This window comes from Mangrovitalea sediminis, from assembly GCF_002514725.1.
In the GTDB taxonomy this organism is placed as follows: domain Bacteria; phylum Pseudomonadota; class Gammaproteobacteria; order Pseudomonadales; family Oleiphilaceae; genus Mangrovitalea; species Mangrovitalea sediminis.
In genome coordinates, this window is sequence record NZ_NTLB01000005.1 from 113,780 (window position 1) to 128,672 (window position 14,893).

A 14,893-nucleotide genomic window follows, 5' to 3' on the forward strand; every position below is an offset into this window, starting at 1 on the left:
ACGCCTAGTGAACGAACATTTCGGGGTATAGCGCAGTCTGGTAGCGCGCCTGCTTTGGGAGCAGGATGTCGGGAGTTCGAATCTCTCTACCCCGACCACTTCTGCTCAGCTCGATGGTCGGCAGGGTCAAGCGCCCGTAGCTCAGCTGGATAGAGCAACGGCCTTCTAAGCCGTGGGTCGTAGGTTCGAGTCCTACCGGGCGCGCCACAAACCCGGTAGCTGGTGTAGGCAAAGCGATGTTTGGCCAAAGCTGCAATATGGCTGGGCATGTTGGTAGCAAGTTTGTATGTGGTGGACGTAGCTCAGTTGGTAGAGCTCAGGATTGTGGCTCCTGCGGTCGAGGGTTCGATCCCCTTCGTCCACCCCACTTCTTCCCCTGACGGGTTTTCCCGTTCTCGCTGGTGGTCTATCATTCGGTTTTATCAGTGAACGGCTCTTTGTAGCCTCTCATTGTTGTTGCGAATGATGGTTGTTGGCGGTTTTGGGCGTGTTGTTAGCGATCATCGCGTGCGAAAGTGGCGGAACTGGTAGACGCGCTGGATTTAGGTTCCAGTGCCTTCGGGCGTGAGAGTTCGAGTCTCTCCTTTCGCACCAATTTAACGGCAGCCTCCGCTTTTGGGCTTTTGGCGCGATGCCCAAGCGAAATGAACGTGCGGCTCCGTTGTTCCAGAATAATCGCCTTTCCGACTCCCTGTCTCTCATTAGCGAACCCGAGGCTTCTTGGCCACCCTGCGGATCCTGAGCTTCCTTTAAAAACGCAGCGCAGCGATCATCCCGAGTCTGAACCCTGACCGGTCATGCCAGCTTCTTCCTGACTGACTCTTGGTTCTCTCGGTCGGCGATGGCGTTATTTGTGTGTGTCTCTGCATCCTGTATCAGCATTTCAACCAACTCCCTGGCAAACGCCGGTAACTTGTCTGTATTCATCATGCAGACATGCAATTTGCGTAAAGCCCAGTCGTCGTTAAGGGCGATTAACTTCAGGGGCATTTCCAGCGCGTAGCGTCGAGCTGCCGACTCAGGAATAACGCCAATACCAACCTGTGCGGCGATCATGCGACATGCAGCCTCGAAATTACTCACCTCGACCCGCTCACGTAACACGCGCCCGATATCGTCGGCCGCTTTGATCAGAAACGAGTGAATGGCGCTGGCTTCGAACAGACCGACGTAATCGTAATCCAGCGTATCCTCGAAATTCAGGGAATCGAACTTTGCCAATGGGTGGTCTTTATGGGTGACCAGCGTCAACCAGTCACTGCGGTAAGGAAAAAACTCCATGCCGACACCGCCGGAATCGTTTGCGGATACGCCGATATCGGCAGCACCGTCAGCAACGGCTTTCACCACCTGGTAGCTGAGTCGTTCACGAAGCTCGATGTTGACATCGGGATGCTCGACCAGATAACGCTCCAGCACGGAGGGTATGAACTCATTTATCGCTGTTGTATTGGCGAAGACGCGTACTGATCCCTTAATACCTTGGGCATATTCCTGCATGTCTCCCCGAAGATGCTCAAGTTGACGCAAGACGATGCGTGAGTGTTGAACGAAGGCTTCGCCGGGCGGCGTTAACGTGACGCCCTGATTCGTGCGGTACAAGAGGGCGGTGCCTAGGTGCATTTCCAGATTCTTGACCCGGTTGCTCGCCGCCGGCACCGAAAGACAGCTCAGCTCGGCACCCTTGGTGAGGCTTGAGGCACCTGCAACGTTAACCATCAGTTGCATGTCCGTAAGATCGAAATGCAGCGCCATGACATCAATCTCATTGAAAGGCGTTATGTTGCCTCTTGGGTAACACAAAAACGCCAGCAGGTGGGCAGGGGCGGCACGGAATACCGAATGAACGCCAACGCGTCAGGCCTACCGCGTGGACTTCACGCAATTTAGCGCCGGCTTTTCTCCCTTGAAATGCGTTATAAGTTAGTCGGTTAACGGTGGCTTTTTATGACCTGTTTAAGTTAGTGTGCCACCATCAGCACTATGGTGATTGAACCGCGATGCGTCCAGGCAATGACGGGATTAAAGAGTTACGTTATATCGATTGTCTTCTAAAGGCCACCTTGATCTGAGGAAGCGACCTTCCCCGAGACGTCACTGCGCGAGAGGATTCGCCGCGCGCGCTCGATAATTGGCGCATCGACCATCTCACCGTCTACCTGAAAGGCACCGTGGCCCCCGGCGCTTCCGGCAATGATGCGTCGCGCCCAATCCACTTGCGCATTGGTTGGGGTGAATGCTCGGTGCACAGGTTCGATCTGAGCCGGATGGATACACAACATTCCGCCGAAACCCATGGCTCGGGCCCGCTCCGCATCCCGGGTGATCATGTCGATATCTCTGATCGCCGGGCAGATCCCCGCCAAAGGAGGCGCCAGTCCTGCCAGTTTTGAATGAAGAACCAGGGCGTAGTTGGCTTGGTCCAATATGGCTTGCGCTCCGGCATGGCCGTCGATCAGGTCCAGGTCGAGGGCCAGATCTATCGCTCCGATGCCGAGTCTTTCGACGCCGCGCACGGCGGCAATGGTGCTGATGGAGGCAAGGCCCTGGGCGCTTTCGATCAACGGCCACAACGGTTTACCGCTTTTTGCCAGGGCATGGTTCAGCGGATCAGGGTGTTCCGTTTTGGGAATCATCAAGCCCAGGATCAGCGCCTGCTCGGCACAAAAAGCCAGATCCTTTTCGAAGTGTTTGCTGTCCGGCGCGTTGGTCCTGACCCAAAAGCCACCCGTGGGCCTTTCTGCAAGGAAGAGAGCCAATGCATCGCGGGCGGCCTGTTTGGCATCGGCGGCCACCGCATCCTCCAGGTCCACGACCACAACGTCAGGGCCGCTGGCAAAGGCTTTCGGTATACGGTCCGTATTGACGGCCGGCACGAAAAGGGCTGACCGCGCAACCCGGGGAAAGTCCGCCGGTTCGCTGGATATCTTGCTAGACGGTGCCATTTTGGTGGAACTCCTCAATCGCTTTCTCTCCGTAGCCCAGTTGCTTCAGGATGGCGTTGGTATGTTGACCGAGACCGGGAACCGGGTCCATTCGTGGCGAATAGGTGTTATTGCTGGCAGGTGGTAACAGGGCCGGCAGGTGGCCGGCTGGGCTGCCGATCTCCACCCAGCGTTGGCGGGCCTTGAGCTGAGGGTGGGCCCACACATCCTGCATTGTATTAACCTTGGCATTGGCAATGCCCGCAGCGTCAAGCCGCTCGCGAACATCAACAGTCGTCATCCGTGCGAAAGCTTTGGAAATGATGTGCTTGAGTTCGTCTCGAGCGGCACTGCGTTTTGCGTTTGCGTTGAATCGCGGATCCTTCGCCATGTCCGGTTGCTGGATGACCTTGTCGCAGAAAGCCTGCCACTCGCGCTCATTCTGGAGTCCCAACATCACGACCCCGTCACCCGTCGGGAAAGGGCCGTAGGGATAGATCGTGGCGTGAGCGGCGCCGGCTCGATCCGGAGGCGGCGCACCATCGAAGGCGTAATACAGGGGATAATTCATCCACTCAACGGTACTTTCGAGCATGGAAACGTCGATTCGGCTGCCAGCGCCTGTTTTACCTCGTTGAATCAGCGCAGCGAGAATGCTCGAGTAGGCATACATGCCGGCAGCGATGTCGGATATGGAGCAGCCAGCTTTAGCCGGGCCATCGGCCGATCCCGTCACCGACAGGAAACCTGACTCGCTTTGAATCATCAAATCGTAGGCCTTTCGGTCTCGATAGGGTCCGTCCTCGCCATAGCCGGAAATATCGCAGACGATCAACGACGGGTAACGCTCATTCAACGCCTTGTAGGACAGGCCCATTCGATCCATAGCGCCGGGGGCCAGGTTTTGGACCAGTATGTCGGCTTCGTTGAGCAGCTTGTGCAGGATGGCGAGGCCTGCATCGGCCTTGAGGTTCAGGGTGAGACTCTCTTTCGAGCGGTTGGTCCAGACGAAGTGGGAAGAGAGCCCGCGGACGCGCTGGTCGTAGGCACGGGCAAAATCTCCGACGCCAGGCCGCTCTATCTTGATAACGCGAGCCCCGAGATCGGCGAGCTGCCGGGTACAGAAGGGGGCAGCAATGGCGTGCTCAAGGCTCACCACGGTGATGCTGTCCAGGGGCCGGGATGCGGTATCAGACGTCATGGCGGTCCTCCTGCTCTGTTGCACCGGGCAATAACTGCTCAAGATCGGGCAGCGTTTCAAGCTGCCAGACCTTATCGATGAGTGTCCGGGTTTCCGCATCTGTTGCAGCTCCGGAGAATCGCACGAGCCGGTACATCTTTTCCTCCAGTTCCGCTCTCGATAGGGTGTTGTCCGGATCACCCTTCGGACTGTTCACTTCCGCTGAAAGGCGACGCCCGTCGCTGGTGACCACGGCAATGCGCCCGATCCAACGTTTGGGATAGGCGTGATCCACCTCCTGATCAAAAACCATGGTGACGTTTTGGCGAAACGCAGCCACTCGTGGATCCTGCAGCGCCTGGTTTTTGAACTCGTCCAATCCTGCGCGACCATAGACGGCAATCAGGCCGAGCACCGTACCCATGGAGAACTTGGCTTGATGAACGGTCGAGGGTTCGTGAACTTCACCCAGTACGTCGATGGCGGCCTGATGCACATGGGCGGTGACGGAGGCGATGTCGTCATACGTCAGCTGTTCCCGTTGCATCAGCAATAACAGGGCATCTGCGGCGGGATGTGTATGACGGCAGGAGGAATGGAACTTGAACGAGGTCTCGATCGTCGCCCAGCGCCTGCCGAGGCCGTCCACCAGCCGGGTCGGGTCTGCGTCCTGGGACATGCCTGCAGCCATCCCCTGGGGGCCCTCAAGGATATTTCGGGCGCCGCGCAGGTTATCGGCTGTCATATAGGCGGCCAGCAGGCCATCTGCGGCAGCTTTAGCCGTATGCAGTTGTTTCGAGTCGGCGGCATCCCTCAGAAATTCCCAAAGCCCGGCGGCCTGTGTGCCCGCAGACCCCAATGTCTGGATCATTTGTTCGGTATCGAATCCGTGCAGTTTTGCCACAGCCACCGCAGCCGCGAGGGTACCGGCAGTACCGGTGGTGTGGAACACCCGGTAGTGGGAACGGCCGAGAAATTCGCCAATGCGGATACCCGCTTCGTAGCCGGTAACCGACGCGAGCAGAAGCTCGGCCCCGGATTTTCCGAGGTCCTGAGCAGCCGCCAATGCTGCAGGAAAGACCACGGTACCCGGGTGCAGGACCGAGCTGTTATGTAAGTCGTCCTGTTCTACCAGGTGGGAAGATGCAGCGTTTATGAAGGCGGCAAAATAGGCGGAACTCGAATGACGGTTGGCGACCATGGTGCTTGGCCCGGATTGAGGGCCCATCTTTTGGACATAGCGTTCAAACACCGGAATAGGGTGACTGCCCTTGCTGGCCAGGGCCGATGCGAGCCAGTCGAGAAACAGGTCCTTGGCTCGTTCTATAACGGGTGAGGGGATCGCCTCGTAACGAAGCTCGGCGAGGAACGCGGCCAGTTGATGGGTGTTGGGTATTCGGCTAGCCATGGATCATCTCCGTCAGAAAGAGCGCGGCAGTCCCAGCGTGCGCTCGGCAACGTAGGACAGAATCAGGTTGGTCGATATCGGTGCGACTTGATAAAGACGTGTCTCGCGGAACTTGCGTTCGATATCGTATTCATTGGCGAAGCCGAAACCGCCGTAAGTCTGGAGGCAGGCGTTTGCCGCTTCCCAGGAGGCCTTGGCGGCAAGATATTTGGCCATGTTGGCGCTGGTGCCGGCATCTTCGCCGCGGTCATAGAGTTCGCAGGCCCGCCAACGCATAAGGTCCGCAGCTTCGATTTCAATATGGGCTTCCGCGAGGGGGAACTGGACGCCCTGGTTTTTACCGATGGGGCGATCGAAGACCACGCGGTCGCAGGCGTAGCGACAGGCCCGTTCGATGAACCAACGCCCATCGCCGATACATTCCGCGGCGATCAGAGTGCGCTCGGCATTCAGGCCAGCCAGGATGTATTTGAATCCCTGGCCTTCCTCGCCTATCAGGCAATCGAGCGGCAGTTCGAGATTGTCAAAGAAGAGTTCGTTGGTTTCGTGGTTGACCATATTGGCGATGGGGCGCACGGTCAGGCCATGACCAATGGCCTTACGCAGATCCACCAGAAAGATCGACATTCCCTCGGACTTCTTTGCGACTTGGTCGCGCGGTGTGGTCCGTGCCAGCAGGATCATCAGATCAGAATGCTGAATGCGCGATATCCACACTTTCTGGCCGTTAACCACATAGCGGTCACCCTGCCTGACCGCGGTGGTCTTCAATTGGGTGGTATCGGTGCCAGTGGTGGGTTCGGTGACACCCATGGACTGAAGGCGCAACTCGCCGGAGGCCAGCCGGGGGAGGTAGCGTGCCTTTTGTTCCTCGCTGCCATGACGGAGCAGCGTAAACATGTTGTACATCTGGCCATGGACAGTACCGGAGTTGCCGCCGCAGCGGTTTACCTCTTCGAGAATCACCGATGCTTCCGTCAGACCCAGGCCTGAGCCGCCATAGGCTTCGGGGATCATGGCGGCAAGCCACCCGGCGTTGGTCATCGCAGCGACAAATGCCTCTGGAAATGCCTTCCTTGCGTCGAGTTCGCGCCAATAGGCACTGTCATACTGCGCGCAAAGGTTGCGCACGCCGTCCCGGATCGCCTGAATACCTTCGTGCTCTAGCATAATGAGACCTCAATAAGAAACGTGGCAAATCAAGCCTCGAATTCGAGCGTGGCTTGATGGGCTAGGCCCCGGTCGTCGGCTGCCCATAAGGACGCCTGGCCGGCAGCATCGATACGGCCCGCAACCTCGAATGGTGTGGGTGAAAACAGGGGGCGGTTACCTCGATAACGCAATCTCCTAAGCTGGGCCTGGGGATTTGCATCGATAAATGCATCAAGCATCCATGTCGTTATCAGAGGGCCATGGACCACCAGTCCCGGATAGCCTTCACGCTCAGTGGCATAAGGCGTGTCGTAGTGAATGCGGTGACCATTGAAGGTCGCTGCGCTGTAACGAAACAGCGTGACAGGGGTAGGTTCAATGCGTCGTTGCCATTGCGCGTTAGCCGGGTCGCTCCCACGCTGGGTTTTGGCTGGAGCCGGCGTGCGGTACACAAGAACCTGACGCTCTGAAATGGCAGCGGTCTCCCGCGAAATGTGGCCGTCAGCATCGAGTTGGAAATACTCGTGACTGACCCGTAAAAAAGTCAGCTCACCGTTGCTGCCATTTTTCTTTTCGATGTCTTCCAGCGTTGAAATCCGGCGTGCGGGATGCCCGATCAGCAGCGGGTGATGAAATACCACGTCGCCACTTGCCCACATTCGCTGTCTGCCAGCGCGCGGAGGCAGAAAGCCGTCATCGTCGGGGTGTCCGTCTTCGCCGAGTTTCGCTTCGCTGCAGGGGGCCTGGAAAAAGGCCCAGTGCCATAAAGGCGGCAGTGGCGAGTGGGGCGCCGGCGCTGATCTGCCGAACAAGGCGGCGAGACGTATTGCCAAAGACACATCGAGGTTGTCATCGACAAGTTGCTGGTGGCCGAGCCACGATTGGTCGTTGTACTTTTCCATGATAACGATCGCTGATTTGATGTTGTTTTATGGATTTCAGCACCAGTATTGAGAATGGTTCGATCTCGTGGAATTTGTATTTCCATAAGGCTGCGTTCGGCACGCGGTGAGCGACGGACTGGCTGTGCTATTGGCTGCGCAAGGTGTCGTCGCCCAAGCCGTTCGTGGACGAATTCATGCCCGCGCGAAATGGAGCAGTTGCGCCGCTATGGCGACGCAACTGTCGATGTCGTGCAGTAATCTCAAACGTGAACGGGACGGGTGAGATCGCGCGTTTGGCGGACCCTTAAACCGTGCGCCCGCCATCGACGGGAAACTCTAACCCGGTCATGAACTCTGCCGCGTCGCTCGCGAGGAAAACGGCGGCCGCGCCCACATCAGAGGGTTTGCAGAAGCGCCCCAGAGGAATGGTTGAAACGAATTTTGCCCGGTTCTCCGGCGTATCCGGCAATCCCATAAAGGCTTCGAACAGCCCTGTGACGCCCATGACGGGGCAAATGGCGTTAACTCTGATTCCATCCTGCCCGAGTTCGACGGCCATCGACTTGGAGAGCACATTCACCGCTCCCTTCGAGGCGTTGTACCAGCTCAATCCGGGGCGGGGCCTGATGCCGGCGGTGGAACCGACGTTGAGGATTACGCCGCCGCCTTGTTTGCGCATAATGGGAACCACGGCCTGCGTCATGTAGTAGATGGATTTCACGTTGACGTTGAACACGCGGTCGAAGGTGGCTTCATCGACGTCCAGCATCGGCTGGTTCTTGTGAGTGGTGCCGGCGTTGTTGACCACGATGTCGAGTTTGCCGAACTCTTTCAAGCAGCTTTCTACCAGCTCTTCGATGTCTGCACGTGAACTGACGTCGGTTTTCATCGCCATCGCGCTGCTGCCAATATCCGCGGCCACCCGCTTTGCGGCTTCCAGGTCGATATCGGCAATCACTACGGTGGCGCCCTCTTTGGCATACATTTTGGCGATGCCTTCGCCAAAACCGCCTCCCGCGCCTGTCACTATCGCGACTTTATTGGCTAACTGACTCATTTCGATATCCTCTCTGTTTATTTGTTTTACGTGTTTATGCACCGTAGAACTGAACGATCGTCTTGGTCGTGCTCAGCTCCTCAAGAGCGATAAAGCCCTTTTCGCGGCCGTGGCCGCTCCTCTTAACGCCGCCAAACGGGAGTTCCACGCCGCCGCCCGCGCCAAAACAATTGATGTACAGCTGCCCGCAACGGATGCCTCGTGCCATGCGCTGTTGTCGACTGCCGTTTTCAGTCCAAACTGCGCCTTGCAGGCCGTAGTCGGTGGCGTTGGACAAGCGAATGGCATCTGCTTCATCGCTAAAGGGCAGGGCTACCAGAACCGGGCCGAATATTTCCTGGGTAAGCAGGTCGCTGCTGTGGTCGTCGGCACTGAAGAGCGTTGGGGCGATGAAATAGCCGCCCTCGGGAACGCCGGGCAGGATCTCGCCTTGGCAGATAATTTCCAGGCCATCGTTGATCCCGGCGTCTATGAATCTATTGACGCGCCGGAACTGCTTTTCGCTGATTACGGGACCGCAGTTGGCGTCCATTTCCGGGGTCCCCGCTCGAACCTTGGCAAAGGCCTCGGCCAGCATCGCCATGAAGCCGGTGTAAATCTCCTTCTGTACCAGAAGCCGGCTGCCCGCAACGCAGGTCTGGCCGGTATTCTGGACAATACCCTTGATGATCGTCGGCACCGCCAGTTCGAAATTGGCATCGTCAAACACCACGTGGGCGGTTTTCCCCCCCAGTTCCAGCACGCACTTGACGGCGTTCAATGCGGCGGCCTGCTGAATCTTGATGCCCACTTCGTTGGAGCCGGTAAAACTGATGAAATCGATTCCGGGGTGTTCCGCCAGACTCGCGCCAGCTTCCTCGCCAAGGCCGGTAACGATATTGATGGCGCCTGGTGGAAAGCCCACTTCCTGGGCCAGTTCGGCTACGCGGATCACCGACAGACAGGCGTCTTCCGCGGGTTTCACCACCACGGCATTACCCATGGCGAGAGCCGGAGCGGTCGAGCGACCGAACATCTGCGCCGGATAGTTCCAGGGGATGATATGCGCGGTCACCCCGAGCGGTTCTCGCACCAGCAACGCGGAATAGTCGTTGAGGAAGGGGATGACTTGACCGTGAATCTTGTCGGCGGCACCTCCGTAATACTCGAAGTATCTGGCCAACACCGTAATGTCGGCACGAGCGGCCGTTAGGGGCTTGCCGGTATCGCGCGCCTCGATGTCTGTCAGTTCGTCAAGGTGGTCGAGTATTTTTCGGCTAAAGTTCAGCAGAAGGCGGCTGCGTTCAAGTGCTGAGAACCTGCCCCAAGGACCCTCCAGCGCGGCCCGGGCCGCCGAGCAGGCCAAGTCGACATCGGCGGCTTCTCCCCTGGGAATGCTGTCGTAGACCAAGCCGTCGCTCGGAGCCAGTACATCCAGCGTTTTACCGCTCAACGCCGGCGTGGACTTTCCGTTTATCATCATCTGTGCCATGTGCCTGCAATGCCTCCTCGAGTCATTGGTTATTTAGTGGATCGACGCGTACATGATGTCCCGCTCGGTCACATCCTTATTGGCGAACTCCTCGACGATCTTGCCCTGGCGCGAGACCAGTATGCGGTCTGCCAACGACAGCACTTCGGGTAGGTAGGAGGAGATCACGACCACGGCCTTGCCTTCGTCGGCAAGCTGCCTGATGATCTGGTGGATTTCGGCTACAGCGCCAACATCGACACCCCGCGTAGGCTCGTCGAAAATGACAAGCTCGGGGTCCTGGATGAGCGATTTGGCGATCACCACCTTTTGCTGGTTGCCGCCTGACAGTTCGATCACATTCGCGTCAGCGCTGACAGCCTTGACGTTGAGCGATTTTGTCCATTCTTCACCGACGGCCTTTTCTTCCCGTTTTCGAACCCAGCTTCGCTTTCCACGGAGTTTTGCGAGTAGCCCGGCATAGATGTTCCGGGACACCCCCATGGTTTCGAAAAAGCCGTCGACCTTGCGGTCTTCAGTGACGTAGACAATGCCCTGGGCAATGGCTGGAGCGGGAATTCGATAGCGCACCGGTTTGTCGTTGAACAGAATCCTGCCGCCATGCAGGTAATCCCGCTTGAGTACCCCGGCCACCACCTTGAAAGTTTCGGTACGCCCCGAACCGACGAGACCGAACACTCCGGTGATTTGTCCGGCGAAAATGGAGAAGGAGTTATTCCGGACCATGGTGCCCATGCGCAGGTTTTGCACACTGAGAACACGTTTTCCCGGGGGCCTGGCCTGGGTATTCCTGCCGTAAAGCTCTTGCGATAGCTGATGCCCGACCATGGATTTGACGATGCGGTTGCGATCGAAATTGGCCGTGATGTCCGTGACGACCTTTTTGCCGTCCCTCAGTACAGTGATGCGGTCAGATATCTCCAATGCCTCCTCAAGCGCATGGGAGATGAATATCACCGACACGCCACGCTCCTTGAGGTCTTTGATGAGGTGAAAGAAATGCTGTTTTTCCTCAGGCGTCAGGGTCGCGGTGGGCTCATCGAAAACGATGATCCTGGCTTTGTGCAGAACTGCCCGCGCAATCTCGACCATCTGCTTTTGGGCGGCACCGAGAGCGGCCACCGTTAAGGTTGGATCGACGTTGAAGTTGAGCGATTGCAGAAATTGCTGGGCGGCGATGTAGATGGCCCGGAGCCTGTTGATGAACTTTTCCTGACCCAGGAAAAGGTTCTGGGCAACGGTCATGGTGGGGACCAGACTGGTTTCCTGGAACACCATGGCGATACCCGCTGCCAGTGCTTCTAGTGGCGTACGGAAATCGACTGGCTGCCCATCGATCAGCATCTGTCCTGAATTGAGGGTGACGACACCGGCCATAACCTTGGTGAGCGTCGATTTGCCTGCCCCGTTTTCGCCAACCAGTGCATGAACTTCACCAGGCATCAGGTCGAAATCAACTCCTTCGATGGCCGGTACACCGGCATAGGTCTTGGTCGCTTGGCGCAATTCCAAAATCGGCGTCATGGGACTACTCCTGTAAATTCATTTCGGTCAGAGGCACACGCAAAATGCGGCTGGCGCCCTTTGACAACACCATCAAGTGCCCATCGTGCTCGGTTGTCGAAACAACGCCGTGATGCCGGCCGCCAACGCGACTGTGCAGGGAGTAGAGAGGGAACAGGTTCTTGTCCAACCGAATGACCAGACCGTAGGAGCGCGGCGGCGCCCAGGGCTTGAGAATGCCCATTTGCCTGACGCCCCCGATCTGCAGTGGCTCGCGGAAGTCGTCGCCAGAACTCAGGGCAGGGGCGACCCAAAAACGCGGCTCGATCGTGCGCATCATTTCCTGGCGGAAATCATCTTCGCGCAGGACAAATTCCATTAGTTGGGTCCTTGCGGCAAACGCGCTCAGCCAAAAGCCGCCGCCGCTGGCGGGGCTGATTCTCCCGGGATAGCCGGGCAGGGCCGTCAGAATCCCTTCACATTGGTTGTCGGCGATAGCGACGACACGATGGCGCCAGCTTTCGGAGGCCACGATGCGGTTACCATCGGGACATACGCCGTAGCAATACTCCAGCCCGGATGCCAAGACCCTTACTGCGCCGCTTGAAGGGTCATATTCGATGACTCGCCCCGAAGCGCCATGGCTCAGGAGATCATGTCGCCATTGGTCATAGCCAAATTGGCGTGAGCCTTCACTGATCAACAACTTCCCCTGTTCACCCTCGCGCAGGGCCGTCACACATTTCAGGGGCTCTCCTTCTACCTGTTCGAGCTTCTTACCGTCCGCCGCACCACCCTGGAAAACGATGCCGCCCTCAGTCGCTACGGCAAATCCTCTGGCGAAAGCCGCCAGTGCCTGTATCGGCTGATCGAACCGGGCGACCGGGTGAGGTTCGCCATTTGCGCCGATTTCCAATATCTCGTTGGCACAGGACGCGTAGAGGACTCCGTCGTCTCCGGTCACCAAGTCGTCAAGACCGGGCTTTTCGAGGATGACATCGGCTTCTTCGAGGATGTTGTTGGGTTTCAGCGCCCCATCGAAGACCGGGACGGCGACACTGTTTTTGTCGTCACCGTCGCCAAAGAAACGGTCACGGACCCGCTTAAGAACATTAAGCATGGGGTTTGCCTCGTCTTCTGGGATGTTGCATGAAGTTCGGGTCGGCTTTTTCGAGCTTATATCGCCCGATACGGTTGTTAGAGATGCCGCCCAGATAGAGGTAGCCGCGGTGCTCGCGCATCGAGGTGATCATGGGATGGTTCACGCCGCTGCGGTCCCATAAGGCCTCGAGAATCTCTCCCTGATCGTTGCACTTGACAACGCAGCCCACGTTGATATTGGGAGAGAGCCATTCGTCCTGAGCCAGTCGCTTGGACATCCTCCGCCGGAATGCGGGTTTGCGCATCGATAGGTCGAAGGCCGGGCCCCGCATGCCCATCAGTGCGATCCAATAGTTACCGTCCGAGGCGCGGTTGATATTGTCGGGGTAGCCGGGGAGGCTTGAAATGACAGGCTCAACCCGGCCTTTTTGGGGGCCGTCGAACCAATACCGACTGATCCTGCAGGCCCAGCTCTCTGCGAACAGGATGGATTGACCTTCAGATCCCAGGCATATGCCATTTGGGAAAACCAGGTTTTTGACGACAGTCCTTGTCTGGTTGGTGTGCGGGTCATAACAGATGATCCTTCCGTTTCCGCGACTCTCGAGGCTATCGATCTGCCATTCATGCATCTCATAGCGCACTGTTGCTTCGGAAAAGAAAATACGTCCGTCTGGTGCGATATCGAGGTCGTCGGCGAGCCGCAACCGACTGTCGTCCGCAATGGAAAAGAGTGAACGGTTGGTTTCGTCGGTGACTTTCTCGACCTTGCGCTCCGGTGTGACGCGATACAGTCCCATCCCCCCGATACAGACATAAAGGTACCCGTCCGGATCGAACGCCATACCCAGCGGTTGGCCGCCGACGTGGGCGTAGACTTCCATTTGCTGATAATCCGGCGCCAGGAATCGCATGATGTTGCCGTGGCGGGTGCCGCAATAGAGGTTGTCATCGTCATCGAGGATGACATCTTCAGGGGATTCCACGCGGCCGAGTCCAATCAACTCGATATCGTGCAGTTTGTCGTTCACCGCATAGGGCGATTCAGCCGCGGTAGAGGGCGCCTTGGGCAGGTCCAGATAGCCCGGCGTCACATAGAGTTCCTGTACCGCTTTGCCCCGATTCTTGAACCAGCGGATATCCAGCGTGGTAAATAGAAGGAAGATCACAGCGAGGACGATACGGGAGACGCCAGCGGTTGTAGCCATGCTGGAAAGGCTGCTGGTGATGAGGAAGACAATGACGGTACCCAGCACAGCCTTGGTGACAGAGCCTTTGCCGCCGCCCAGTCGAATGCCACCGACTAATGCAGCGGCCAGGACAATGATGGCCATACCGCTGCCCGTGTCCGCACTGCTGCTGTCGATTCGGGCGCCGTAAAAGATTCCCGACATAGAGGCAAGCACGCCGCTGACCACGTATGAGCTGGCGACGACCCTTTTTACGGGCAGACCGGCATTATAGGCGGAGCGCCGGCTCCCGCCGACGGCCATCACGTGCCAGCCACCGCGCATTCGGGTGAGGTAAATGTGGGTTGCAATCGCGATAGCGGCAAACGCCCAGGCAGCCATCGGTATCGAGAGGAAGTAGCCCGTTCCCAGATAGTACCAGGCCTCGGAATCTGTTGTGTGCGTGGCAATGCCGACGGCCCACTGGAACTGCAGCATATCGAACAGCGAGCGGAACACGATCAGCGTGACCAGTGTCGTTAGAAAGGCCCGCAATCCCAGATAGCCGATCAGTATGCCATTGATGGCACCCAACAGCGCTCCGCAAAGCAGGGTGATGCCTACGGCAGGCAGCACCGGCATTTGTTCGACATGAATCAGGTAGAGGACCAGGACATTGCATATTGCGTAGGTGGAGCCCACGCTCAAGTCAATGCCGCCAACGATCAGCACCAGCGTCATCCCCAGAACGATGAAGCCCAGTTCGCTGGCTTGCTGGAGGTTGTCCGAAACGGTCGAAATGGAAAAGAAGCCGCTGAGCTGCCAACTGAAGAACGCGACGGTGAGCATCAGGGCCACAACCGGCACCGCCGTGTCCATCCAGGGCTTCTTCAGAAGCTCGCCAACAGCCGTGTCCGGCCAGTATTGGTAGCGATATTTTTTGAGTGTGGTCAGCATAACTTTTTTCGATTCGTGTTTGGCAAGGGACGACCACCCTGCGCACCGACGCCGTAACGCCGGTGCTGTAAGTGATCACGTGCAAAC

Annotated in this window: 11 protein-coding genes and 4 tRNA genes; 4 read left to right on the top strand and 11 right to left on the bottom strand. The window is 57.7% G+C overall.

What is annotated here, in order from left to right:
- The first annotated feature begins 21 nt into the window (after nt 1-21).
- The 4 genes from CLR77_RS13105 (at nt 22) to CLR77_RS13120 (ending at nt 594) form a co-directional block, all read left to right on the top strand.
- Nucleotides 22-98, top strand: a tRNA-Pro gene (locus CLR77_RS13105).
- Nucleotides 99-130: 32 nt separating this feature from the next.
- Nucleotides 131-207, top strand: a tRNA-Arg gene (locus tag CLR77_RS13110).
- An 84-nt stretch (nt 208-291) separates the two neighbouring features.
- A tRNA-His gene (locus tag CLR77_RS13115) sits at nt 292-367 on the top strand.
- A gap of 142 nt (nt 368-509) precedes the next feature.
- A tRNA-Leu gene (locus CLR77_RS13120) sits at nt 510-594 on the top strand.
- Nucleotides 595-795: 201 nt separating this feature from the next.
- Here CLR77_RS13120 and CLR77_RS13125 read toward each other — a convergent pair.
- From CLR77_RS13125 to CLR77_RS13175, 11 genes are all read right to left on the bottom strand, one after another.
- On the bottom strand, nt 796-1,755 hold the full coding sequence (locus tag CLR77_RS13125) for a LysR substrate-binding domain-containing protein (protein WP_097461122.1): 960 nt from the start codon (nt 1,753-1,755) through the stop codon (nt 796-798).
- Between the two features lie 296 nt (nt 1,756-2,051).
- Nucleotides 2,052-2,945, bottom strand: a complete 894-nt coding sequence (locus CLR77_RS13130; RefSeq protein ID WP_097461123.1) for an HpcH/HpaI aldolase/citrate lyase family protein — start codon at nt 2,943-2,945, stop codon at nt 2,052-2,054.
- On the bottom strand, nt 2,932-4,125 hold the full coding sequence (locus CLR77_RS13135) for a CaiB/BaiF CoA transferase family protein (protein ID WP_097461124.1): 1,194 nt from the start codon (nt 4,123-4,125) through the stop codon (nt 2,932-2,934). Before CLR77_RS13135 ends, CLR77_RS13130 begins: the two co-directional genes overlap by 14 nt.
- Nucleotides 4,115-5,512: an MmgE/PrpD family protein gene (locus CLR77_RS13140; RefSeq protein ID WP_097461125.1), complete on the bottom strand. Its 1,398-nt coding sequence runs from the start codon at nt 5,510-5,512 to the stop codon at nt 4,115-4,117. Before CLR77_RS13140 ends, CLR77_RS13135 begins: the two co-directional genes overlap by 11 nt.
- 12 nt (nt 5,513-5,524) lie before the next feature.
- Nucleotides 5,525-6,682, bottom strand: coding sequence for an acyl-CoA dehydrogenase family protein (locus CLR77_RS13145; RefSeq protein ID WP_097461126.1), 1,158 nt, complete (start codon nt 6,680-6,682; stop codon nt 5,525-5,527).
- Between the two features lie 29 nt (nt 6,683-6,711).
- Nucleotides 6,712-7,566, bottom strand: coding sequence for a hypothetical protein (locus tag CLR77_RS13150; RefSeq protein WP_097461127.1), 855 nt, complete (start codon nt 7,564-7,566; stop codon nt 6,712-6,714).
- 286 nt (nt 7,567-7,852) lie between these two features.
- Nucleotides 7,853-8,605: a glucose 1-dehydrogenase gene (locus CLR77_RS13155; RefSeq protein WP_097461128.1), complete on the bottom strand. Its 753-nt coding sequence runs from the start codon at nt 8,603-8,605 to the stop codon at nt 7,853-7,855.
- 34 nt (nt 8,606-8,639) lie between these two features.
- Entirely contained in the window at nt 8,640-10,076 is a 1,437-nt protein-coding gene (locus CLR77_RS13160) for an aldehyde dehydrogenase family protein (RefSeq protein ID WP_097461129.1), read from the bottom strand.
- A gap of 33 nt (nt 10,077-10,109) precedes the next feature.
- Nucleotides 10,110-11,600, bottom strand: coding sequence for a sugar ABC transporter ATP-binding protein (locus CLR77_RS13165; protein WP_097461130.1), 1,491 nt, complete (start codon nt 11,598-11,600; stop codon nt 10,110-10,112).
- A gap of 4 nt (nt 11,601-11,604) precedes the next feature.
- Entirely contained in the window at nt 11,605-12,699 is a 1,095-nt protein-coding gene (locus CLR77_RS13170; RefSeq protein WP_097461131.1) for a hypothetical protein, read from the bottom strand.
- Nucleotides 12,692-14,806: an ABC transporter permease gene (locus CLR77_RS13175; RefSeq protein WP_097461132.1), complete on the bottom strand. Its 2,115-nt coding sequence runs from the start codon at nt 14,804-14,806 to the stop codon at nt 12,692-12,694. The genes CLR77_RS13170 and CLR77_RS13175 overlap by 8 nt, the downstream gene beginning before the upstream one ends.
- Nucleotides 14,807-14,893: the final 87 nt, after the last annotated feature.